19 protein-coding genes are annotated in these 20613 nt (G+C 70.0%); 16 read left to right on the top strand and 3 right to left on the bottom strand.

All coding sequences use genetic code 11. From position 1 onward, the window contains the following. Window positions 1–32: 32 nt before the first annotated feature. Genes ACZ4RZ_RS17430 through ACZ4RZ_RS17465 form a run of 8 tightly spaced genes read left to right on the top strand, consistent with a single transcriptional unit; the run spans window position 33 to window position 10472 of the window. Entirely contained in the window at window positions 33–2471 is a 2439-nt protein-coding gene (locus tag ACZ4RZ_RS17430; protein ID WP_467745448.1) for a GcvT family protein, read from the top strand. A 36-nt stretch (window positions 2472–2507) separates the two neighbouring features. Further along, window positions 2508–3368, top strand: coding sequence for a bifunctional methylenetetrahydrofolate dehydrogenase/methenyltetrahydrofolate cyclohydrolase (locus tag ACZ4RZ_RS17435; RefSeq protein ID WP_467745449.1), 861 nt, complete (start codon window positions 2508–2510; stop codon window positions 3366–3368). After that, window positions 3365–4669, top strand: a complete 1305-nt coding sequence (gene glyA / locus ACZ4RZ_RS17440) for a serine hydroxymethyltransferase (protein ID WP_467745451.1) — start codon at window positions 3365–3367, stop codon at window positions 4667–4669. The genes ACZ4RZ_RS17435 and glyA overlap by 4 nt, the downstream gene beginning before the upstream one ends. Next, window positions 4666–5898, top strand: a complete 1233-nt coding sequence (locus tag ACZ4RZ_RS17445) for a sarcosine oxidase subunit beta family protein (RefSeq protein WP_467745453.1) — start codon at window positions 4666–4668, stop codon at window positions 5896–5898. Before glyA ends, ACZ4RZ_RS17445 begins: the two co-directional genes overlap by 4 nt. Window positions 5899–5910: 12 nt before the next feature. Continuing rightward, window positions 5911–9162 carry a sarcosine oxidase subunit alpha family protein gene (locus tag ACZ4RZ_RS17450; RefSeq protein WP_467745454.1) on the top strand — a complete coding sequence of 1084 codons (3252 nt, stop codon included), beginning with the start codon at window positions 5911–5913 and terminating at the stop codon, window positions 9160–9162. Further along, window positions 9155–9757, top strand: coding sequence for a sarcosine oxidase subunit gamma (locus ACZ4RZ_RS17455; protein ID WP_467745456.1), 603 nt, complete (start codon window positions 9155–9157; stop codon window positions 9755–9757). Before ACZ4RZ_RS17450 ends, ACZ4RZ_RS17455 begins: the two co-directional genes overlap by 8 nt. 16 nt (window positions 9758–9773) lie before the next feature. Further along, window positions 9774–10202: a RidA family protein gene (locus tag ACZ4RZ_RS17460; protein ID WP_467745458.1), complete on the top strand. Its 429-nt coding sequence runs from the start codon at window positions 9774–9776 to the stop codon at window positions 10200–10202. 54 nt (window positions 10203–10256) lie between these two features. Next, complete coding sequence (locus ACZ4RZ_RS17465) at window positions 10257–10472, top strand: hypothetical protein (RefSeq protein WP_467745460.1); 216 nt, start codon at window positions 10257–10259, stop codon at window positions 10470–10472. A 199-nt stretch (window positions 10473–10671) separates the two neighbouring features. Here the strand turns inward: ACZ4RZ_RS17465 and ACZ4RZ_RS17470 are convergent, their stop codons facing one another. Continuing rightward, complete coding sequence (locus ACZ4RZ_RS17470; protein ID WP_467745462.1) at window positions 10672–12414, bottom strand: FAD-dependent oxidoreductase; 1743 nt, start codon at window positions 12412–12414, stop codon at window positions 10672–10674. 234 nt (window positions 12415–12648) lie between these two features. Here ACZ4RZ_RS17470 and ACZ4RZ_RS17475 point away from each other — a divergent pair, with 234 nt between their 5' ends. The 7 genes from ACZ4RZ_RS17475 (at window position 12649) to ACZ4RZ_RS17505 (ending at window position 17955) form a co-directional block, all read left to right on the top strand. Further along, window positions 12649–13773, top strand: a complete 1125-nt coding sequence (locus ACZ4RZ_RS17475) for a SchA/CurD-like domain-containing protein (RefSeq protein WP_467745464.1) — start codon at window positions 12649–12651, stop codon at window positions 13771–13773. A gap of 71 nt (window positions 13774–13844) precedes the next feature. Continuing rightward, entirely contained in the window at window positions 13845–14327 is a 483-nt protein-coding gene (locus ACZ4RZ_RS17480; RefSeq protein ID WP_467745466.1) for a cupin domain-containing protein, read from the top strand. Further along, entirely contained in the window at window positions 14324–15592 is a 1269-nt protein-coding gene (locus ACZ4RZ_RS17485) for a beta-ketoacyl-[acyl-carrier-protein] synthase family protein (RefSeq protein ID WP_467745467.1), read from the top strand. The genes ACZ4RZ_RS17480 and ACZ4RZ_RS17485 overlap by 4 nt, the downstream gene beginning before the upstream one ends. Further along, window positions 15589–16836, top strand: coding sequence for a ketosynthase chain-length factor (locus ACZ4RZ_RS17490; protein ID WP_467745469.1), 1248 nt, complete (start codon window positions 15589–15591; stop codon window positions 16834–16836). Before ACZ4RZ_RS17485 ends, ACZ4RZ_RS17490 begins: the two co-directional genes overlap by 4 nt. Window positions 16837–16859: 23 nt before the next feature. Beyond that, complete coding sequence (locus ACZ4RZ_RS17495; protein WP_467745471.1) at window positions 16860–17117, top strand: phosphopantetheine-binding protein; 258 nt, start codon at window positions 16860–16862, stop codon at window positions 17115–17117. Between the two features lies 1 nt (window position 17118). After that, window positions 17119–17598, top strand: a complete 480-nt coding sequence (locus ACZ4RZ_RS17500) for an SRPBCC family protein (RefSeq protein WP_467745472.1) — start codon at window positions 17119–17121, stop codon at window positions 17596–17598. A 24-nt stretch (window positions 17599–17622) separates the two neighbouring features. Next, window positions 17623–17955 (top strand): TcmI family type II polyketide cyclase, encoded by a 333-nt coding sequence (locus ACZ4RZ_RS17505; protein ID WP_369250880.1) that lies wholly within the window; start codon window positions 17623–17625, stop codon window positions 17953–17955. A gap of 100 nt (window positions 17956–18055) precedes the next feature. Here ACZ4RZ_RS17505 and ACZ4RZ_RS17510 read toward each other — a convergent pair whose 3' ends face one another. Both ACZ4RZ_RS17510 and ACZ4RZ_RS17515 read right to left on the bottom strand, forming a co-directional pair. Next, entirely contained in the window at window positions 18056–19084 is a 1029-nt protein-coding gene (locus ACZ4RZ_RS17510) for a methyltransferase (RefSeq protein WP_467745474.1), read from the bottom strand. Between the two features lie 52 nt (window positions 19085–19136). Continuing rightward, complete coding sequence (locus ACZ4RZ_RS17515; protein ID WP_467745476.1) at window positions 19137–20198, bottom strand: right-handed parallel beta-helix repeat-containing protein; 1062 nt, start codon at window positions 20196–20198, stop codon at window positions 19137–19139. A 195-nt stretch (window positions 20199–20393) separates the two neighbouring features. Between ACZ4RZ_RS17515 and ACZ4RZ_RS17520 the strand changes: the two genes are divergently transcribed. Beyond that, a complete protein-coding gene (locus ACZ4RZ_RS17520) occupies window positions 20394–20597 on the top strand; it encodes a cold-shock protein (protein ID WP_399079458.1) in 204 nt (67 codons plus the stop codon). The last annotated feature ends 16 nt before the right edge of the window (window positions 20598–20613 follow it).

Raw genomic sequence — 20613 nt, forward strand, 5'->3', positions numbered from 1 at the left:
AACTGGATTGCTTTCTAGCCGGAGGTGCGGCGATGGCGGGACCCCGAGTGGTCATCATCGGAGCGGGCGTCGTGGGAGCGGCGCTCGCCGACGAGATTTCCGCGCGAGGCTGGACCGAAGTGACCGTGGTCGACCAGGGCCCGCTCCCTGCCACCGGGGGATCGTCGTCGCACGCCCCGGGCCTGGTCTTCCAGACGAACTCCTCCAAGACCATGACCGAGTTGGCCCGCTACACGGTCGAGAAGTTCTGTTCCCTCGACGTCGACGGTCAGCCCTGCTTCCTGCAGGTCGGCGGCCTCGAAGTGGCGACCACCCCCGAGCGCGTCGCGGAACTGCACCGCCGCCACGGCTGGATCACCGCCTGGGGCATCGAGGCCCGGCTGCTGAGCGCCGAGGAGTGCGTCGAACAGCACCCGCTCGTCAACGCGGACAAGGTCCTCGGCGGCCTCCTGGTACCGACCGACGGCCTCGCGAAGGCCGTCCTCGCCGTCGAGGCGCAGATCCGCCGGGCCACCGAGCGTGGCGTGCGCTTCCTCGCCCGCCACGAAGTCCTCGACGTACAGCAGAGCGGGGGCCGGGTGACCGGCGTCCTCACCGACCAGGGCGAGGTGCCCGCCGACATCGTCGTGTGCTGCGCCGGCATCTGGGGCCCGAAGATCGCCCGCATGGCCGGCATGAACCTTCCGCTCACCCCGCTCGGCCACCAACTGGCCTGGACCGGCCCGGTACCGGCGCTGGCGGGCCAGACCGAGGAGGCGGTGCGCCCGATCCTGCGCCACCAGGATGCCGACCTCTACTACCGCGACCGCTTCGACACCCTGGGCATCGGCTACTACGGCCACCGCCCGATGCCGGTCTCCGCCGACGACATCCTGTCCGTGGACGAGGCCGACGCGATGCCGTCGGTGCTGAAGTTCACCGAGGACGACTTCGAGGACGCCTGGACCGAGACCCAGTCCCTGCTTCCGGCGACGAAGGAGGCCAAGGTCGAGGAGGGCATCAACGGCCTGTTCTCCTTCACCACCGACGGCCTGCCCCTCCTCGGCGAGTCCCCGGACGTCAAGGGCTTCTGGGTCGCCGAGGCCGTCTGGGTCACCCACTCCGCCGGCGTCGGCCGGGCAGTGGCCGAATGGCTGGTCGACGGCTACTGCTCGTCCTTCGACCTGCATGAGTGCGACGTCAACCGCTTCGAGCCGCACCAGCTCGCCCCCGAGTACGTCCTGGCCCGCGACTGCCAGAACTTCGTCGAGGTCTACGACATCCTGCACCCGCTCCAGCCGTCGGGGGACCCGCGCCCGATCCGCACGAGCCCCTTCCACGCCCGCCAGCAGGAGCTGGGCGCCTTCTTCCTGGAGGCGAACGGCTGGGAGCGTCCCCAGTGGTACGAGGCCAACGCAGGCCTGGTCGAAGGCCGTTCCATCCCGACCCCGAACGACTGGGCCGCGCGCTACTGGTCACCCATCGTCGGCGCCGAGGCGCAGGCCACCCGCGAGACCGTCGCGATGTACGACATGACGGCCCTCAAGCGCCTTGAGGTCGCCGGTCCCGGTGCCGCCGCCTTCCTGGAGCGGCTGTCCACCGGCAAGGTCGACAAGTCCGTCGGCTCCGTCACGTACACGCTTCTGCTGGACGAGGACGGCGGCATCCGCAGCGACATCACCGTCGCCCGGCTGGCCCGCGACCTCTTCCAGGTCGGCGCCAACGGCAACCTGGACCTCGACTGGTTCACCCGCCACCTCCCCGTCGACGGATCGGTCCACGTACGCGACATCACCCCTGGCACGTGCTGCATCGGCCTGTGGGGACCGCTCGCCCGCAAGGTCCTCGGGCCCCTCACAGACGCGGACTTCTCGAACGACGGCCTGAAGTACTTCCGCGCCAAGCGCGCCCACATCGGCTCCGTCCCCGTCACGGCCATGCGCCTCTCGTACGTCGGTGAGCTCGGCTGGGAGCTGTACACCACCGCCGACCTGGGCCAGAAGCTGTGGGACACCCTGTGGCAGGCGGCCAAGCCGCTGGGCGGCATCATCGCAGGGCGTGGCGCCTTCAACAGCCTCCGCCTGGAGAAGGGCTACCGCTCCTTCGGCACCGACATGACCTACGAGCACGACCCCTACGAGGCCGGAGTCGGGTTCGCCGTCAAGCTCGACAAGGATGACTTCATCGGCAAGGCCGCGCTGGAGCGGCGCAAGGCCGACGTACGGCGGCGGCTGACCTGCCTCACCATCGACGACCCGCAGTCCGTCGTCATGGGCAAGGAGCCGGTGTACGACGGTGATCGCCCCGTCGGCTATGTCACCAGCGCCGCCTACGGCTACACGATCGGCAAGGGCATCGCCTACGCCTGGCTCCCGGCGGAACTCGCCACCCCCGGCACCGCCGTGCACATCGGCTACTTCGACCAGCGCGTCGAGGCGGTCGTCGCCGAGGAGCCCCTGTTCGACCCGACCATGTCCCGCCTCCGTGGCTAGTACCCAGCGTCGACTTCGAGAGAAGGAGTACCGCCGGTGACCGCACAGCTGCTCGACGGCAAGGCGACCGCCGCTGCGATCCGCCGCGAACTCGCCGAGCGCGTGGCCAAGTTGACCGCCACGGGCGGCCGTCCGCCGGGGCTCGGCACGGTCCTGGTCGGCGACGACCCCGGCAGCCGCGCCTACGTCGGCGGCAAGCACCGGGACTGCGCGCAGATCGGCGTCGCCTCCATCCGCCGTGAACTGCCCGTCGACGCCACGCAGGCGCAGGTCGAGGGCGTGATCGACGAGCTCAACGCCGACCCGGCCTGCACCGGTTACATCGTCCAACTCCCGCTGCCGCGCCACCTGGACGCCAACGCCGTACTGGAACGCATGGACCCGGCCAAGGACGCGGACGGCCTGCATCCCGTCAGCCTCGGCCGGCTCGCCCTCGGCGTCGAGGCCCCGCTGCCGTGCACCCCGCGCGGCATCGTCGAGCTGCTCCGCCGGTACGACGTACCGATCGCCGGAGCACGGGTGTGCGTGATCGGACGGGGCATCACCGTCGGACGGCCCCTCGGGCTGCTGCTCACCCGCAGGTCCGAGAACGCCACCGTGACGCTGTGCCACACCGGCACCAAGGGCCTGGCCTGGCACGTACGCGAGGCGGACATCGTCATCGCGGCCGCCGGCTCGCCCGGGCTGATCACCAAGGACATGCTGCGCCCCGGCGCGGCGGTCCTGGACGTCGGCATCACCCGCACCGACCACGGGCTGGTCGGCGATGTGCACCCGGACGCCGCCCAGGTCGCCGGTTGGCTCGCGCCGATGCCCGGGGGCGTAGGACCCATGACGCGGGCGATGCTGCTCGCCAATGTCGTCGAGGCCGCCGAGAGGAACGCGAACGCCGTATGAACGCGCTGAACACCCCCCTGGCGGAATTGGACCCCGAGGTCCACGCCGCACTCCGCGCCGAGCTGCACCGCCAGCAGTCCACCCTCGAAATGATCGCCTCCGAGAACTTCGCGCCCTCCGCCGTGCTGGAGGCCCAGGGCTCGGTCCTCACCAACAAGTACGCCGAGGGCTACCCCGGCCGCCGCTACTACGGCGGCTGCGAACACGTCGACGTGACCGAGCGCCTCGCCATCGAGCGCGTCAAGTCCCTCTTCGGCGCCGGATTCGCCAACGTCCAGCCGCACTCGGGCGCCCAGGCGAACACCGCCGTGTTCTTCGCCCTGCTCCAGCCCGGCGACACCATTCTCGGCCTCGACCTCGCGCACGGCGGGCACCTCACCCACGGCATGCGGATCAACTACAGCGGCAAGATGCTCAACGTGGTGCCGTATCACGTGGCCGAGGCGGACAACCTCATCGACCTGGACGAGGTGGAACGGCTCGCCAAGGAACACCGCCCCAAGATGATCATCGCGGGCTGGTCGGCGTACCCGAGGCAGCTGGACTTCGCGGCCTTCCGCCGGATCGCCGACGAGGTGGGCGCCCTGCTGATGGTCGACATGGCGCACTTCGCGGGCCTGGTCGCCGCCGGGCTGCACCCCAATCCCGTACCGCACGCCCACGTCACCACCACCACGACGCACAAGACGCTCGGCGGTCCGCGCGGCGGAGTCATCCTCACCAATGAGGCCGACCTCGCCAAGAAGATCAACTCGGCGGTGTTCCCCGGCATGCAGGGCGGGCCCCTGGAGCACGTCATCGCCGCGAAGGCGGTGTCCTTCAAGGTCGCCGCGTCACCCGAGTTCGCCGAACGCCAGGCCCGCACGCTCGCCGGCTCCCGCATCCTCGCCGAACGCCTCACCCGCGCCGACGCGTCGGCCGCCGGGGTGAAGGTCCTCACCGGCGGCACGGACGTGCACCTCGTCCTGGTCGACCTGCGGGACTCCGAACTGGACGGCAGGCAGGCCGAAGACCTGCTCCACGAGATCGGTATCACCGTCAACCGCAACGCCGTGCCCTTCGACCCGCGCCCGCCCATGGTCACCTCGGGACTGCGGATCGGCACCCCGGCGCTGGCCACCCGCGGCTTCACCGAAGAGGACTTCGCCGAGGTGGCCGACGTGATCGCGCTGGCGCTTCAGCCCGAGCCCGACATCGCCGTCCTGCGGGCCCGCACGGAGGCGCTGGCGGCCAAGCATCCGCTCTACCCGCACCTGTCAGAAACAGAAGCAGCAGGAACAGAAGCCGGAGAAGTCCGATGAGCCCCCGCACCCCCGGCGCCGAACTCCCCGAGCACCCCGACTGGCTGTGGCGCACGCCCGAGCCCAAGCGGTCGTACGACGTGGTGATCGTGGGCGGCGGCGGCCACGGCCTCGCCACCGCCCACTACCTGGCGAAGAACCACGGCATCACCAACGTCGCCGTGCTGGAGAAGGGCTGGCTGGCGGGCGGCAACATGGCCCGCAACACCACCATCATCCGTTCCAACTACCTGTGGGACGAGAGTGCGGGCATCTACGAGCACGCGCTCAAGCTGTGGGAGGGACTGGAGGAGGAGCTCGACTACCCGATCCTCTTCTCCCAGCGCGGTGTGCTGAACCTCGCCCACAGCCTTCAGGACGTCCGCGACAGCGTGCGCCGCGTCGAGGCGAACCGGCTCAACGGCGTTGACGCCGAGTGGCTCGACGCCGAGCAGGTCAAAGAGGTCTGCCCGATCGTCAACATCTCGCCCGATGTGCGCTATCCGGTCATGGGCGGCACCTACCAGCCGCGCGCCGGCATCGCCAAACACGACCACGTCGCCTGGGGCCTGGCCCGCTCCGCAGACGCAGCCGGGATCGACATCATCCAGAACTGCGAGGTCACCGGCCTCGATATCGTCGGCGGCCAGGTAGTCGGCGTACAGACCTCCCTCGGTCCGATCGCCGCGGGCAAGGTCGCGCTCTGCTCGGCCGGCCACTCCTCGGTCCTCGCCGCCATGGCAGGCATCGAACTCCCGCTGCAGAGCCACCCGTTGCAAGCACTCGTCTCCGAGTTGCTGGAGCCCGTGCACCCGACGGTCGTCATGTCCAACGCGGTCCATGTGTACGTCAGCCAGGCGCACAAGGGTGAGCTGGTGATGGGCGCGGGCATCGACTCCTACAACTCCTACACCCAGCGCGGCGCCTTCCACATCATCGAAGAGCAGATGTCCGCGGCCCTGGAGCTCTTCCCGGTCTTCGCCCGCGCCCATGTGCTGCGCACCTGGGGTGGCATTGTCGACGTCAGCCCCGACGCCTCACCCATCGTCGGACTCACTCCGGTCGACAACCTCTATCTGAACTGCGGCTGGGGCACGGGCGGATTCAAGGCCACTCCCGGCGTCGGCTGGGTCTACGCCCACACCATCGCCCACGACACCCCTCACCACCTCAACGCCCCCTTCTCGCTCGACCGTTTCACCACCGGCGCGCTCGTCGACGAGCACGGCGCGGCCGCCGTGGCCCACTAGGGAGCCGAACCCATGCTGCTGATCCCCTGCCCCTGGTGCGGGCCCCGTGACGAAGCCGAGTTCCACTACGGCGGCCAGGCCCATGTGCCGTATCCGGAGAACTCCGCTGATCTGACCGACGAGGAGTGGGCGCGCTACCTCTTCTTCCGCGACAACCCCAAGGGGCCATTTGCCGAGCGCTGGAGCCATGCGGCGGGCTGTCGCCGTTGGTTCAACGCGGTGCGGGACACGGGGACGAACGAGATCCTGGCCGTGTACCGGTCGGGGGAGTCGCGCCCGACCACGGTTGATTCGGGTCCGGCCACTACTCAGGCGAGTCCGCCACCATCAGCCCGTCCGGCGCTTGAGGACGAGCCCGTTGAGGGCGACGGGGGTCTGGGGGCGCAGCCCCCAGCGGGGGCCCAGGGGCCGGACCCCCTGGTTACGGGAAGGGGCGGGGTGGGGGAGAGCCAACCGTTCCGGCTCCTTACCGGCGGCCGAGTCCACCGCGACGAACGGCTCCGCTTCGTCTTCGACGGCACGGAGTACGAAGGCGTCCGCGGCGACACCCTCGCCTCCGCCCTCCTGGCCAACGGCGTCATCCAGGCCGGTACGAGCATCAAGCTCGGCCGCCCGCGCGGCATCTTCTCGGCGGGCGTAGAGGAGCCCAACGCCGTCGTCCAGATCGAGGCACCCTTCCCCGAGCCGATGCTGCCCGCGACGACCGTGGAGCTGTACGACGGCCTTGTGGCGACCAGCCTGCCCGGCCAGGGACGCCTCGCGACCGAACCGGACCCCGCCCGCTACGACGCCGTGCACGCACACTGCGACCTGCTCGTCGTAGGCGCCGGCCCGGCCGGCCTCGCCGCCGCGGCAGCCGCAGCCCGCAGCGGAGCACGCGTCATCCTCGCCGACGACCAGCCCGAGCTGGGCGGCAGCCTGCTGAGCACGGCTCAACTGCTCGACTGGGTACGGGAGTTGGGCGAGCAGCTCGACACGGCACCCGAGGTGCGCGTACTCCGCCGTACCACGGTCTTCGGCCACTACGACGACAACCACCTCCTCGCCGTCGAGCACCGCACCAACCACCTCGGCTCCGAGGCCCCCGAGCACGTCTCCCGCGAGCGCGTCTGGCGCATCCGAGCCCGTCGCGTCGTCCTGGCGACCGGCGCCCACGAGCGCTCGCTGGCCTTCGCGGACAACGACCGCCCCGGTGTGATGCTCGCCGCCTCGGCCCGCGCGTACGTCAACCGCCACGGTGTCCTGCCCGGCCGCCACGCCGTCGTCTTCACCACCAACGACAGCGCCTACGCAGCCGCGCTGGATCTCGCGGCAGCGGGTGTGGAGGTCGCGGCGATCGTCGACACCCGGTCCGAGCCGGGGGAGTGGGCGCGCCGTGCGCGGGAGGCCGGGATCGAGGTGCTGACCGGACATGCCGTCACCGGCACAGAAGGCGGCGCGCGTCTCACCGCGGTGACGGTCGCCCCGTACGGGGAGTCCACAGGGCGCCGGGAGTTCGCCGTCGACCTCCTGCTGGTCTCCGGCGGCTGGAACCCCGTCGCCCACCTGTTCAGCCAGGCGGGCGGAAAGCTGCGCTACGACGACACCCTCGGCTCCTTCGTCCCCGACACCTGCCGGCAGGCGGTCGAGGTCGCGGGCAGCGCGAACGGCGTCCTCGACCTGGCCGCGGTCCTCGCGCAGGGCGCGGCTGCCGGTGCCCGAGCGATCGAGGCCGAGGGCTACACCTTCGAGGCGCCCCGCCTCCCAGAAGTGGCCGCCGAGCCGCAGTCTCCGGCCATGCAGGTCTTCCTCGTCCCCGGCGCCGCCGACGCACCCCGTTTCGTCGACCTCCAACGTGATGTCACCATCGACGACCTGACCCGCGCCACCGGCGCAGGTCTGCGCTCGGTCGAGCACACCAAGCGCTACACCACGGCCGGCACGGCCAACGACCAGGGCAAGACGTCCGGAGTGCTCGCCAGCGGCATCGTCGCCGAACTCCTCGGGGTGGACATCTCGGCCCTCGGCACGACGACGTTCCGGCCGCCCTACACCCCCGTCTCCTTCGCCACCCTGGCGGGCCGCGACCGTGGCGCGCTCCACGACCCGGTGCGCGTGACCGCCCTGCACGACTGGCACGTCATGCACGGCGCCCTGTTCGAGAACGTCGGCCAGTGGAAGAGGCCCTGGTACTACCCGCAGGACGGCGAAGACATGGACGCCGCCGTGCTGCGCGAGTGCGCCGCCGCCCGCGAGACCGTCGCCTTCATGGATGCCTCCACCCTCGGCAAGATCGACGTACAGGGCCCGGACGCCGCCGTCTTCCTCGACCGGCTCTACACCAACATGATGAGCAACCTGAAGGTCGGCATGATCCGCTACGGCGTCATGTGCCGCCTGGACGGCATGGTCTTCGACGACGGCACCGTCATCCGTCTCGCACCGGACCGCTTCCTGGTCACCACCACGACGGGCAACGCGGCCGCCGTCCTGGACTGGATGGAGGAATGGCTGCAGACCGAGTGGCCCGAACTGCTCGTCCACTGCACCTCCGTCACCGAGCAGTGGGCCACCGTCGCCCTTGTCGGCCCCCGCTCCCGCGACGTCCTGGGCGCGCTCGCGCCGGAGCTGGCGGTGGACAACGACAGCTTCCCGTTCATGGCATGGCGGGAGACGACCGTCGCGGGCATCGAGGCCAGGGTGTGCCGGATCAGCTTCTCCGGTGAACTCGCCTACGAGATCAACGTGTCACCGTGGGAAGCCCTCGCCCTCTGGGAGGCGCTGTACGAGGCCGGTGCCCCGTTCGGCATCACCCCGTACGGCACCGAGACCATGCACGTCCTGCGCGCGGAGAAGGGCTACCCGATCATCGGCCAGGACACCGACGGCACCGTCACCCCGCACGACCTCGGCATGAGCTGGGCGGTGTCGAAGAAGAAGCCCGACTTCATCGGCAAGCGCTCCTACGCCCGCGCCGACGCCGTCCGCCCCGACCGCAAGCACCTGGTCGGCCTGCTCCCCGAGGACCCCGGCACCTTCCTTCCCGAGGGCACGCAACTGGTCGCGGACAGCGTGCTGCCGGCCCCGCCCGTCCCGATGCTCGGCCATGTCACCTCCAGTTACCGCAGCGCGGCGCTCGGCCGGACCTTCGCCCTCGCCCTGATCAAGGGCGGCCGGGACCGCATCGGCGAGCGGCTCTACGCCCCCGTGGGCGACCGGCTGGTCCCGGTGACCGTCGCAAGCCCCGTCCTCTACGACCCCGAGGGAGCCCGCCGAGATGGCTGACACCGCCCTTTCCGTCCAGCGCCGCAGCCCCCTGACGGGTGCCGCCGACCGCCTGGCCGCCGCGACCCGCGCCTCCGGGGGCGCGGTCCGGCTGGCCGAACTCCCCTTCCTGGCCCAGGTCAACGTCCGGCTCGACGCCAAGGGAGCGGCAGCGGACGCCGTCGGGCTCGCGCTGGGTCTCGCACTGCCCCTCGAACCCAACACCGTCGTACGCGCCGGGGAGTTGACCGCTCTGTGGCTCGGCCCCGACGAGTGGCTGGTGGTCGGTCCGGCGGGCACTCAGCAGGACCTGGAGAGCCGGATCCGGGCGGCGACCGGCGACGAGTCCGTGTCCGTCACCGATGTCTCCGCCCAGCGCACCACCCTCCTCGTCGCGGGTCCCCACGCCCGCGACCTGCTGGCACACGGCTGCCCGCTGGATCTGCACCCGCGTGCCTTCGGCGTCGGACGCTGCGCCCAGACCACCCTGGCCCGCGCACAGATCGTGCTGGTTGCCCGGGACGAATCCAGGGCCGGATTCTGGGTGCTGGTCCGTTCGTCCTTCGCCGGCTACCTGACGGACTGGCTGCTGGACGCGGCTGCGGAATACGTCTGAACGAGCTCCACAGGGCGTGATCTCCACAGGAGTTGGGCGGCGGCTGCCTGGCCGCATCCTGGGGCCGGTTGGGTCGATCGCGACCGGGGCGAAGCTGGTCTTCATCGCCGGGCAGGTCGCCTGGGATGCCGAGGGGGTCACGGTCGGCGAAGGCGACCTCGCCGCTCAGGTCGAGCAGTGCTATCTCAACATCGGCACCGCCCTGGCCGAGGTGGGCGGTTCCTTCGACGACGTGGCGAAACTGACCGTCTACGTCGTCGACTGGACCCCCGACAAGATGTCCCTGCTCGTGGAGGGGATCACCCGGGCGGCCGCGAAGCTGGGGATCACCCCGGTACCGCCGGACACACTGCCGGGCGTTGTGGCACTGGACGTACCCGACCACCTGGTCGAGGTCGAAGCGACCGCGATCATCGACTGGACAACTGTCCTTCGACGTCAATAGGAACGTCGTGGCGGCATCGATGAGTCTTCCCTCGCCCTCGTCGTCCTATCTGCGATGAGCGGTGCGTTGCTGCGCCGCCGGATGGCGGAGGGCACCGTGACCCCGCAGGAGATCAGCTCGCTCGAAAAGCCGGTCTCCGAGGCCCGCGAGGAGGAACTGGGCGCGGGGTTCGGCCCGGCTCGTCCGGCCTCGGCGGTCGAGTCCGCTCGGTTCGGGCCGGCGACTCGGAGCGACACCGGATGCCGGTGCGAGCTTCCGTGCGCCGGGTGACCACGGCTTTCACGCTCTCACCGCACCAACAGACACTGTGGCCTGAAGGCATGGCAGGACAGCGGGCAGCCCTTTCGGGTCGTGCGCGCGTAGGGGAAATTCGCGGGCGCGGGTGAGCCTGGCCGGTGATCGGACCCGGCGCCCGCGTGATCGACACGGGGCGCCGGAAGTCCGTACCTTCATCGCCGGGCTCGTGTGGTCAGCCCCGGTCCAGGACCGCCATGAGGGCCTGTTCCAACGCTGTCTTCGGGTCCGCCGACGGGCCTTCCGACCGCCATGCGACGAACCCGTCGGGGCGGACCAGCACCGCACCGTCCGCGGTGACGCCGTGGACCTCCGCCCAGTCCATGTCGCTCGCGGGGGACAGTTCCGCGTCGGGCCCGCTGCCGATCCGGTACGAGTCGAGGGGCACGGACAGCTGATGCGCGACGCCCTTCGCCGCGGAGTGCCATCCGCCGGCGCCGTCCGCGGAACTCAGGAGCACCATGGACCGCTCGTACAGGTCGAGGGTGGAGACCCGGGTGCCGGAGCGGTTCAGCCACATGTGGGGCGCCCGGCTCCCGGGCTCGCCGGTCAGTCGCATGCCGTCCGGTACAACGGGCATCGCCTGGTCGGCACCCAGGACCGCGCCCCGCGGGTAGCGGTAGCACAGCGCCACGTTGAGGATTCCGCCGGGGCCAGGACCGCCCTTCCCGCCAGGACCGCCCTTCCCGCCAGGACCGCCAGGACCGCCGGGGCCCCCAGGACCTCCAGAGCCCACAGGACCGCCGGGCCCACCGACGCCGGGGCCGGGGGTGAATCCGGGGTGGCTGTGCTCGACCGAACGCGAGGAAGCGCGTGCGCTGGTCGCCGCCGCGACCGGCCGGCGCTCCGCGTCGTAGGACCGCAGCAGCCCGGGACCGGCCCAGCCGCCCAGCACGGCGGCCAGCTTCCAGGCGAGGTTGTGCGCGTCCTGGATACCGGTGTTGGAGCCGAACGCCCCGGTGGGGGACATCTCATGGGCCGAGTCCCCGGCGAGGAACACCCGGCCGTCCCCGTACCGTTCGGCCACCCGCTCGGCCGCGTGCCAGGCGGCTCTGCCGGTGATCTCCACATCGAGATCCGGCACTCCGACGGCCCGCCGGATGTGCTCCACGCACCGCTCGTCGGTGAACTCCTCCAGGGTCTCGCCGTGTTCGGGGTGCCAGGGGGCGTGGAACACCCAGTGCTCCTTGTTGTCGACCGGCAGAAGGGCACCGTCGGCCTCCGGATTGGTCAGGTAGCAGCAGATGAAGCGCCGGTCACCGACGACGTCCGCGAGGCCGCGGGAGGTGAACGTGAGGCTCACGTTGTGGAACAGGTCGCCCGGTCCGGTCTGCCCGATGCCGAGCCGCTCGCGGATGGGGCTGCGCGGACCGTCCGCGGCGACGAGGTAGTCCGCGCGGATGGTGCTGTGCTCGCCGGTGTCGCGGCTCTTGACCTGCGCGGTCACCCCGTCGGCGTCCTGGTCGAACGACATCAGCTCCGTGGAGAAGCGCAGATCGCCGCTCAGCTCCCGCGCGCACTCCAGCAGCACCGGCTCGAGGTCGTTCTGGCTGCACAGACACCACGCGCTCGGGCTGAAGCGCGCGAGCCCGCCGCCGGGGTCGATCTCCTTGAACAGCCACTCGCCGGCCTCGCCCACCAGGGTCGGCGTCTGCATGATGCCGTGGTTGTCCGCCAGGATCGAAGCGGCCTCCCGGATGCGCTGCTGAGCCCCGGCCACCCGGAACAACTCCATGGTGCGCACGTTGTTTCCACGTCCGCGCGGATGGATCGACGTGCCCGAGTGGCGCTCGACGAGCATGTGCGGCACGCCGAGGCGCCCCAGGAACAGAGAGGTGGACAGGCCCACCAGAGAGCCGCCGACGATGAGGACGGGCGTGTGGTGACCGACCTCGCCGGCCTCTTCCAATCGGTTCATTGAATGCCTCCAGCGTCACCTGCGAGGTGAGTCAGGGATGGGATGCAGTTTCCATGCCCTGTGCTGACGGGTTCGCTCGCTCGGGGCACCCGGATGGCACGCGGTTCACTCGTCCGCACCGTGGGGCTCGCGCACTTGGGAGGTCCCGTCAACGATCGGCTCATGGCGACCCCGGCCTTTCGGGACACGGCGGTCGTTCCTGACCTTCCGTAATGAAGAGGAGAGGTGTGCCGGATGACCACCACGGGACGTATATCGCAGTCGGCGTTCGACGGCTCCAGGCTGCGGGTGATCCTGCTGCTCGATCTGTACGAAGGAGCCCAGCAGCAGTTCCTCGACGCGTATGAGCACATGCGCAATCAGGTCGCGTCGGTTCCCGGTCACCTCAGTGACCAGCTCTGCCAGTCGATCGAAAACCCTTCGCAGTGGCTCATCACCAGCGAGTGGGAGAGCGCTCCGCCCTTCCTGGCCTGGGTGAACAGCGAGGAGCATGTCGAAACGGTCCGGCCGATGCACGACTGTGTCCGGGACACCCGGTCGATGCGCTACAGCATCCTGCGGGAGACCAGCCCGGCTCAGCCGCTCACGCCGGAGTCGGCCAAGGCGAGCAGGCAGGTGCAGGCCCGCGTGGGCGACGGTGTGGCACGCCACGCCCTCACCTTCACGGTCAAGCCGGGCTCCGAATCGAAGGTGGCCGAGATCCTGGCCGGGTACCAGTCACCCCAGGCCCAGGTCGACGACACCACGCGGCTGCGCCGTACCTCGCTGTTCATGCACGGCAACCGCGTTGTGCGGGCGGTGGAAGTGGAGGGCGACCTCCTCGTGGCCCTGCGCCACGTCGCGCGTCAGCCCGAGGTGCGGGCGGTCGAAGAGGCCATCAACCCGTACCTGGAGCAGGAGCGGGACCTGACCGACGACGGCTCCGCGCGGGTCTTCTTCACTCGGGCGGCGCTTCCGGCCGTGCACCACGTGGTGGCCGGTCGCACGGAACCCGCCGGCCTGCGGCGGCACGCGCTGTACTACCCGGCCAAGCGGGGCTGCGGGATGGAACTGGCCCGGTTGCTCGCCCACCAGGACGAGGCCGCGGCGGACGACCCGAAGAGCCCGGTGTACGGAAGCACCGTCTTCCAGCGCGACGACACCGTGGTGCGCCTCATCGACATGGTGGGCGACCTCGACAAGGACCCCGTCGCCTCACTGGGTCTCAAGGGTGCCAAGAAGGCGGCGGAGTTGGAGCGCCTCCTCGACGGTGCGGCGATCGGTGTCGAGGGCTCCCTGGAGACGGAACGCAACATCAACCGCCTCCTGTCGCACGCCGACATGATGCCCATCACCGACCGCAGCTCGGCGGGTTCCTGACGGAACGGCCGCGGGCTCCTGCCCGCGGCCGCTCCACCCGGACGTCACTGCCACACCCGGAGGTATCAACCATGATCAAGCAGCATCCACGCATCGTGGACCTGAGCGAGACGGAACCCAACCGCAGGCGCGGAGGTGACATCCGGGCCATGCTCACGCCCGCCACTGCGGGTTCCACCAGCGGTTTCATGGGCCTGGCCATCATCCAGCCCGGCGAGCGCATCGGCGAGCACTACCACCCGTACTCCGAGGAGTTCGTATACGTCGTCGCGGGCGCGCTCGAGGTGGACCTGGACGACGACACGCACGCGATCAAGCCCGATCAGGGCCTCTTGATCCCGATCAACATGCGGCACCGTTTCCGCAATGTCGGCGACACGGAAGCCCGCATGGTCTTCCACCTGGGCCCGCTCGCCCCTCGTCCGAGCCTCGGCCATGTGGACACGGAGGGGACCGACATCACCGCACCCAGCCGCGAGTTCGCCACCGCGGGGCCGGACCTGTCCGCGCCGGACCACGGACAGCCGTCCGAGCGAAGTGGGGCCATAAAGTGACCCGGCGGGTGGCCGTCACCGGTATCGGTGTGGTCGCTCCGGGCGGCACCGGGGCGACGGCGTTCTGGGACCTGCTCTCCAATGGCCGCACCGCGACCCGCGGCATCTCGCTGTTCGATCCGGCGGGCCTGCGCTCGCGGATAGCCGCCGAATGCGATTTCGACCCGCTCGCGCACGGTTTGGACCCGGAGCTGCGCGACCACGCCGACCGGTACATACAGTTCGCCGCGGTCGCCGCCGGGGAAGCCGTACGCGACTCCGGCCTCGATTCCAGCCGGGAAGACCCCTGGCGCGTCGGAGTCTCGCTGGGCAGCGCGGTCGGCGGCACCACCCGCCTGGAACACGATTACGTCCAGGTCAGTGAGCGTGGCCGACGGTGGGACGTGGACCACCGCGCGGCCGACCCGAAGCTGCACCTGGCGTTCTCGCCCAGCACGCTCGCCTCCGTGGTCGCCGAGCAGTTCGGCGCTCAAGGCCCGGTGCAGACCGTCTCCACCGGCTGCACCTCCGGACTCGACGCGGTCGGCTATGCCTTCCACACCATCGAAGAGGGCCGGGCCGATGTCTGCATAGCCGGGGCGTCGGACTCGCCGATATCGCCGATCACCATGGCCTGCTTCGACGCCATCAAGGCGACGTCGCCCAACAACGACGACCCCGAGCACGCCTCCCGGCCCTTCGACGCGCACCGCAACGGCTTCGTCATGGGCGAGGGCGCCGCGGTGCTGGTCCTGGAGGAGTACGAGCACGCCCGGGCCCGCGGCGCGCACGTGTACTGCGAGATAAGCGGCTACGCCACCTACGGCAACGCCTACCACATGACCGGTCTGACCGGTGAGGGGCTGGAGATGGCCCGGGCGATCGACACCACCCTCGACCAGGCCCGCCTCGACCCCACGCTGATCGACTACGTCAACGCGCACGGCTCGGGCACCCGGCAGAACGACCGGCACGAGACCGCCGCGGTCAAGCGGTCCCTGGGCGCACACGCCTACGACACGCCCATGAGTTCCATCAAATCCATGGTGGGGCACTCGCTGGGCGCGATCGGGGCGATCGAGGTCGTCGCCTGCGTCCTCGCCCTGAAGCACCAGGTGGTGCCGCCGACGGCGAACTACGAGACTCCCGACCCCGAGTGCGACCTGGACTACGTGCCGCGCACCGCACGCCCGCGGAAGCTGAAGAACGTGCTCTCCGTCGGCAGCGGATTCGGCGGCTTCCAGTCCGCGGTGCTCCTGACCGGGCCGGGTGGGAGGACACCATGAGCACTCAGCGCCCACGGGGCGCGGCCATCACCGGTATCGGTGTGATCGCGCCCAACGGCTTGCGCGTCGACGCGTACTGGAAGTCCGTCAAGGAAGGCCTCGGCGTTCTGGACCGGATCACCCGCGAGGGATGCGAGCACCTGCCGCTCCGCGTCGCGGGCGAGGTCCGGGCCTTCGACGCCGCGGCCCTCATCGAGGAGCGATTCCTCGTCCAGACCGACCGGTTCAGCCACTTCGCCATGGCCGCGGCCGCCCTCTCCCTCGACGACGCCGGGCTCGGCAGCGGTGACCCCGCGGAGCCCTACGAGATAGGCGTGGTCACCGCCGCCGGATCCGGCGGCGGCGAGTTCGGGCAGCGGGAACTGCAGAAGCTGTGGGGACAGGGATCCCGGTTCGTCGGCCCGTACCAGTCCATCGCCTGGTTCTACGCCGCCAGCACCGGCCAGATCTCCATCCGGGGCGGCTTCAAGGGGCCGTGCGGAGTGGTCGCGAGCGACGAGGCGGGTGGGCTGGACTCCATCGCGCACGCGGCCCGAGTGGTACGGCGCGGAACCGGCGCGGTGGTCGTCGGAGCCGCGGAGGCGCCGCTGGCGCCGTACTCGATGGTCTGTCAGCTCGGCTACCCCGAGCTCAGCACCGTCGAGGACCCCGAGCGCGCCTACCGGCCCTTCACCGCGGGAGCCTGTGGCTTCGCTCCGGCGGAGGGCGGCGCCATGCTCGTCGTGGAGGACGAGAGCCGGGCCCGCGACCGCGGTGCGGCCGTCCGGGCCACCGTGGCCGGCCATGCCGCCACGTTCACCGGCGCCTCCCAATGGGAGCGGTCCAGAGAGGGGCTCGCCCACGCGATCCGGGGCGCCCTCGACGAGGCCGACTGCGCCCCGGAGGAGATCGACGTCGTGTTCGCCGACGCCCTGGGCGTACCGGAGGCGGACCGCGCCGAAGCGCTGGCCATCGCCGACGCGCTGGGGGCGCACGGTACCCGCGTGCCCGTCACCGCACCCAAGACCGGCATGGGGCGGAGCTACTGCGCGGCACCCGTGCTGGACACCGCGGCCGCGGTGCTCGCCATGGAACACGGCCAAGTACCCCCCACTCCGAACGTGTTCGACATCTGCCACGACCTCGACCTGGTGATGTCTCGCGCTCGCCCCGCCGAACTGCACACGGCCCTGGTCCTCAGCAGGGGACTGATGGGCTCCAACGCGGCGCTGGTCGTGCGCCGTGGCGGCGACTCCGCCCGGTAGGACCGGGCGGGAAGGAGAACAGCATGATCATCGAAGTGACTGTCGACGAACTGGCCAAGCTGATGAAGAAGGCGGCCGGCGTCACCGTCGATCCCAAGGACCTCGCGCACTCGTCGGACTCGCCCTTCGGCACCCTCGGCCTCGACTCGCTCGGCCTGCTCGGCATCGTCGGCGAGCTGGAGAACCGGTACAGCAAGCCGCTGCCCCCCGACGCGGAGCGCTGCAAGACCCCCCGTGAATTCCTCGACCTCGTCAACACGACCCTCAAGGCTGGAGCCTGAAGTGGTAGGACACACCGAGAACAGCATCACCGTCGACGCCCCTCTCGACCTCGTCTGGGACATGACCAACGACATCGAGAACTGGCCCCAGCTCTTCAGCGAATACGCGTCCCTGGAGGTGCTCTCCCGCGACGGCGACACGACGACCTTCCGCCTGACCATGCACCCGGACGAGAACGGGAAGGTCTGGAGCTGGGTCTCGGAACGGACCATGGACCACGCCAAGCGCACCGTCCGGGCCCGCCGCGTCGAAACCGGCCCCTTCGCCCACATGAACATCCTGTGGGAGTACAAGGAGACCCCGCAGGGCACCCACATGCGCTGGGTGCAGGACTTCGCGATGAAGCCCGAGGCCCCGGTCGACGACGCCTGGATGACGGACAACATCAACCGCAACTCGCGCGTCCAGATGGCCCTCATCCGGGACCGGATCGAGCAGGCCGCCCGCGACCGTCAGGCCGCTCCGGTTCTTCCCAACTGATCCCCGGCCCAGAAAGGACACTCGATGCACCACGCCCTGATCGTCGCCCGGATGGCGCCGGATTCGGCGCCGGCGATCGCCGACGTCTTCGCCGCATCCGACCGCGGCGAACTCCCGCACCTGATCGGCGTCAACCGGCGCAGCCTCTTCCAGTTCGGCGATGTGTACATGCACCTGATCGAAGCCGACCAGGACCCCGCGCCCGCCATCGCGAAGGTGGCCGGACACCCCGAGTTCCGGAGCATCAGCGAGCAACTGTCGGCGTACGTCAGCGCGTACGACCCGCAGACGTGGCGCAGCCCCAAGGACGCCATGGCGCACTGCTTCTACCGCTGGGAGCGGGACGCCGCTTCCTGAGCGGACGTCCGAGAGAAGAACCCGAGGCCGCCGGCTCCGCGACAGACGCGGAACCGGCGGCCTCGGGTTTCCTGGGTTTTCGCCGGGGGGAGAGCGAAGCTCAGCTGGGGATGGTGCACTCGAAGGCGTGGAGGTACGCGTTGACCGGGCGGATCTCGCCGATGACCAGCCCGGCGTCCGTCAGCCGCTCGACCATGCTCTTCTGCGTGTGCTTCGCGCCGCCGACGTTGAGGAGCAGCAGCAGATCCATGGACGTCGTGAACTTCATCGACGGGGTGTCGTCCACGAGGTTCTCGATGACGATGACGCGGGCACCGGGCCGCGCCGCCTTCCGGACGTTCGCCAGCGCCCTGCGGGTGCTCTCGTCGTCCCACTCCAGGATGTTCTTGATGATGTACACATCCGCCTGGACCGGGATGTCCTCGCGGCAGTCCCCGGCCACGATGCGCACGCGATCGGCCAGCGAACCGCCGCTCCGCAGCCGCGGATCGGCGTTCTCCACCACACCCGGCAGGTCGAGCAACGTGCCGTGCATCGTGGGGTGCTTCTCCAGCAGACTGGCGACGACCTGCCCCTGACCGCCGCCGATGTCCGCGACCGAGGACACGTTGCGCAGGTCGAGCAGGTTGGCGACGTCCCGCGCCGACTGCTCGCTGGACGTCGTCATGGCCCGGTTGAAGACGTACGCCGACTCGGGTGCCTCTTCGTTGAGATACTCGAAGAACTCCCTGTCGTACACGTCCTCGAAGACGTTCCGGCCGGAGCGCACCGCCTCGTCGAGCTTGGGCCAGACGTTCCACGTCCACGGCTCGGTGCACCACAGCGCGATGTACCGCAGGCTGTGCGGATCGTCCTCGCGCAGCAGCCGGGACATCTCCGTGTGCGCGAAGGTGCCGTCGGGGTGCTCCATGAAGACGCCCTGGCAGGACAGCGCGCGCAGCAGCCGACGCAGTGTCCGCGGCTGGGCCTTCACCGCTGCCGCCAGGTCCTCCACGCTCATGGGCGTTTCTTCCAGGGCGTCGGCCACACCCAGGCGGGCGGCCGCGCGTACGGCGGCGGCGCACGCCGCCCCGAAAACGAGCTCGCGCAGCCGCATGGGCGGCGGGGGAGCCGGATCAACCGTCGTCATCTGTTGCCTCGCTTCTGCTGTCGTGCTGTAAGTGGGGTGGGAAGCGGACCGGTCAGCACATTCCGGCGGGCTCGGAGACCGCGCATGTGTTGCCGTGGAAGGTGTTGCCGTCGCCGGTGTCCCTGTTGGCCAGATCGGCCGTGCCGTTGCGCATCACCACGTTGTCGCGGATCTCGTTGCGCTGGTTGTGGGCGCCCACGAAGCTCTTGAACAGCACGATGCCGCCCGACAGCGGGGAGGTGCCCACGTTGTCCTCGACCCGGTTGTCCGTCACCCGCGTGTCCTCGGCGCCGGTAAGGACGATCCCCGAGCCCTGCAGGAAGGGCAGCCGGGCGGTCTTGGGACAGTTCTTGTTATTGGCGTGGATGTAGTTGTGGTGCACGTTCAGGGCCCCGACGGCCGGCTTGTTCTCGTCGCCCACGACGAACACCGCGGTGCAGTTGCCGGTCGCTTCGTTGTGATCGACGGTCAGGTTCCGCAGCCGCCGCACCGTGACGCCGATCCGGTTGCCGACCAGATGGTTGTGACTGACCACCGCTCCCTTGGTGTCGCGGGCGCCCTCCTCGGTGTTGACCGTGTTGGACAGGAACAGGCCCGCGTCGCCGTTGTTCTGGGCGGTGTTGTAGCGGAACACGCCGCGGACCGACTTCTCCTGGGCGATGCCCCACTGACCGTTCTTCTCGGAGGTCACGTTCCGCACGGTCAGCCGATCGGTCCCCGATGCCCACAGGCCCTGCTTGGCAAAGCCTCTGAGGGTCAGTGAGCGTACGGTGACGCCCGCGACGCGCTTGCTGTCGGTCCCGGTCACGCAGATGCCGTTGCCGGCCTTGGCACATGCGCTGTCGGCGGAGGCGGGGCCGGGCACGATGACGGTGGACTGGGCGTCGGAGCCCCGCAGCGTCAGGTTCGACACGGTGATGCTGACGCTCTCGTGGTAGGTGCCGGGGGACAGGACGATGGTGTCCCCCGGTCTGGCGGCGTTCACAGCCTTCTGGATCGATTCGCCGGCGCTGACCCGGTGCACCGTCAGGCTGTGGGCCGGCGGGGCGCAACCCAGTCCCGACGCCACGACAGCCGCGATGCAAGCGAGGTAGGCCATCTGTCGTTTGGTCATAGGCCGAAGCTATGAGCGGGAGTTCCGGCTCGCCACCGCTGATCACCCAGGTGGGCAGCCCCCGTCACAGAGCCAGAGCCAGGGCGGTGACGCGGTGAGAAAACGGGCCGCCGAGTGGTATGCATCGCGTGAGCACCCCCGGAGCGGCCACAGGCCGAGTCGTCGGCACCGCTTCGAGTGAAAAGAGAGACGATCATGGCTACAGGCACCGTGAAGTGGTTCAACGCCGAGAAGGGATTCGGATTCATCGCCCAGGACGAGGGCGGCCCTGACGTATTCGCCCACTACTCCAACATCAGCGCATCGGGCTTCAGGGAGCTTCAGGAGGGCCAGAAGGTCGAGTTCGACGTCGTCCAGGGCCAGAAGGGTCTGCAGGCAGAGAACATCCGCCCGATCTGACGGACCTCGTCCTCGG

The organism is Streptomyces sp. NPDC027189 (genome assembly GCF_055566975.1).

Excerpts from the sequence above, each read along its gene's own strand:
- ACZ4RZ_RS17430 (WP_467745448.1), top strand. The coding sequence starts at position 33 with ATGGCGGGACCCCGAGTGGTCATCATCGGAGCGGGCGTCGTGGGAGCG.
- glyA (WP_467745451.1), top strand. The coding sequence starts at position 3,365 with ATGAACGCGCTGAACACCCCCCTGGCGGAATTGGACCCCGAGGTCCAC.
- ACZ4RZ_RS17445 (WP_467745453.1), top strand. The coding sequence starts at position 4,666 with ATGAGCCCCCGCACCCCCGGCGCCGAACTCCCCGAGCACCCCGACTGG.
- ACZ4RZ_RS17450 (WP_467745454.1), top strand. The coding sequence starts at position 5,911 with ATGCTGCTGATCCCCTGCCCCTGGTGCGGGCCCCGTGACGAAGCCGAG.
- ACZ4RZ_RS17455 (WP_467745456.1), top strand. The coding sequence starts at position 9,155 with ATGGCTGACACCGCCCTTTCCGTCCAGCGCCGCAGCCCCCTGACGGGT.
- ACZ4RZ_RS17465 (WP_467745460.1), top strand. The coding sequence starts at position 10,257 with ATGAGCGGTGCGTTGCTGCGCCGCCGGATGGCGGAGGGCACCGTGACC.
- ACZ4RZ_RS17470 (WP_467745462.1), bottom strand. The coding sequence starts at position 12,414 with ATGAACCGATTGGAAGAGGCCGGCGAGGTCGGTCACCACACGCCCGTC.
- ACZ4RZ_RS17475 (WP_467745464.1), top strand. The coding sequence starts at position 12,649 with ATGACCACCACGGGACGTATATCGCAGTCGGCGTTCGACGGCTCCAGG.
- ACZ4RZ_RS17480 (WP_467745466.1), top strand. The coding sequence starts at position 13,845 with ATGATCAAGCAGCATCCACGCATCGTGGACCTGAGCGAGACGGAACCC.
- ACZ4RZ_RS17490 (WP_467745469.1), top strand. The coding sequence starts at position 15,589 with ATGAGCACTCAGCGCCCACGGGGCGCGGCCATCACCGGTATCGGTGTG.
- ACZ4RZ_RS17495 (WP_467745471.1), top strand. The coding sequence starts at position 16,860 with ATGATCATCGAAGTGACTGTCGACGAACTGGCCAAGCTGATGAAGAAG.
- ACZ4RZ_RS17505 (WP_369250880.1), top strand. The coding sequence starts at position 17,623 with ATGCACCACGCCCTGATCGTCGCCCGGATGGCGCCGGATTCGGCGCCG.
- ACZ4RZ_RS17510 (WP_467745474.1), bottom strand. The coding sequence starts at position 19,084 with ATGACGACGGTTGATCCGGCTCCCCCGCCGCCCATGCGGCTGCGCGAG.
- ACZ4RZ_RS17515 (WP_467745476.1), bottom strand. The coding sequence starts at position 20,198 with ATGACCAAACGACAGATGGCCTACCTCGCTTGCATCGCGGCTGTCGTG.
- ACZ4RZ_RS17520 (WP_399079458.1), top strand. The coding sequence starts at position 20,394 with ATGGCTACAGGCACCGTGAAGTGGTTCAACGCCGAGAAGGGATTCGGA.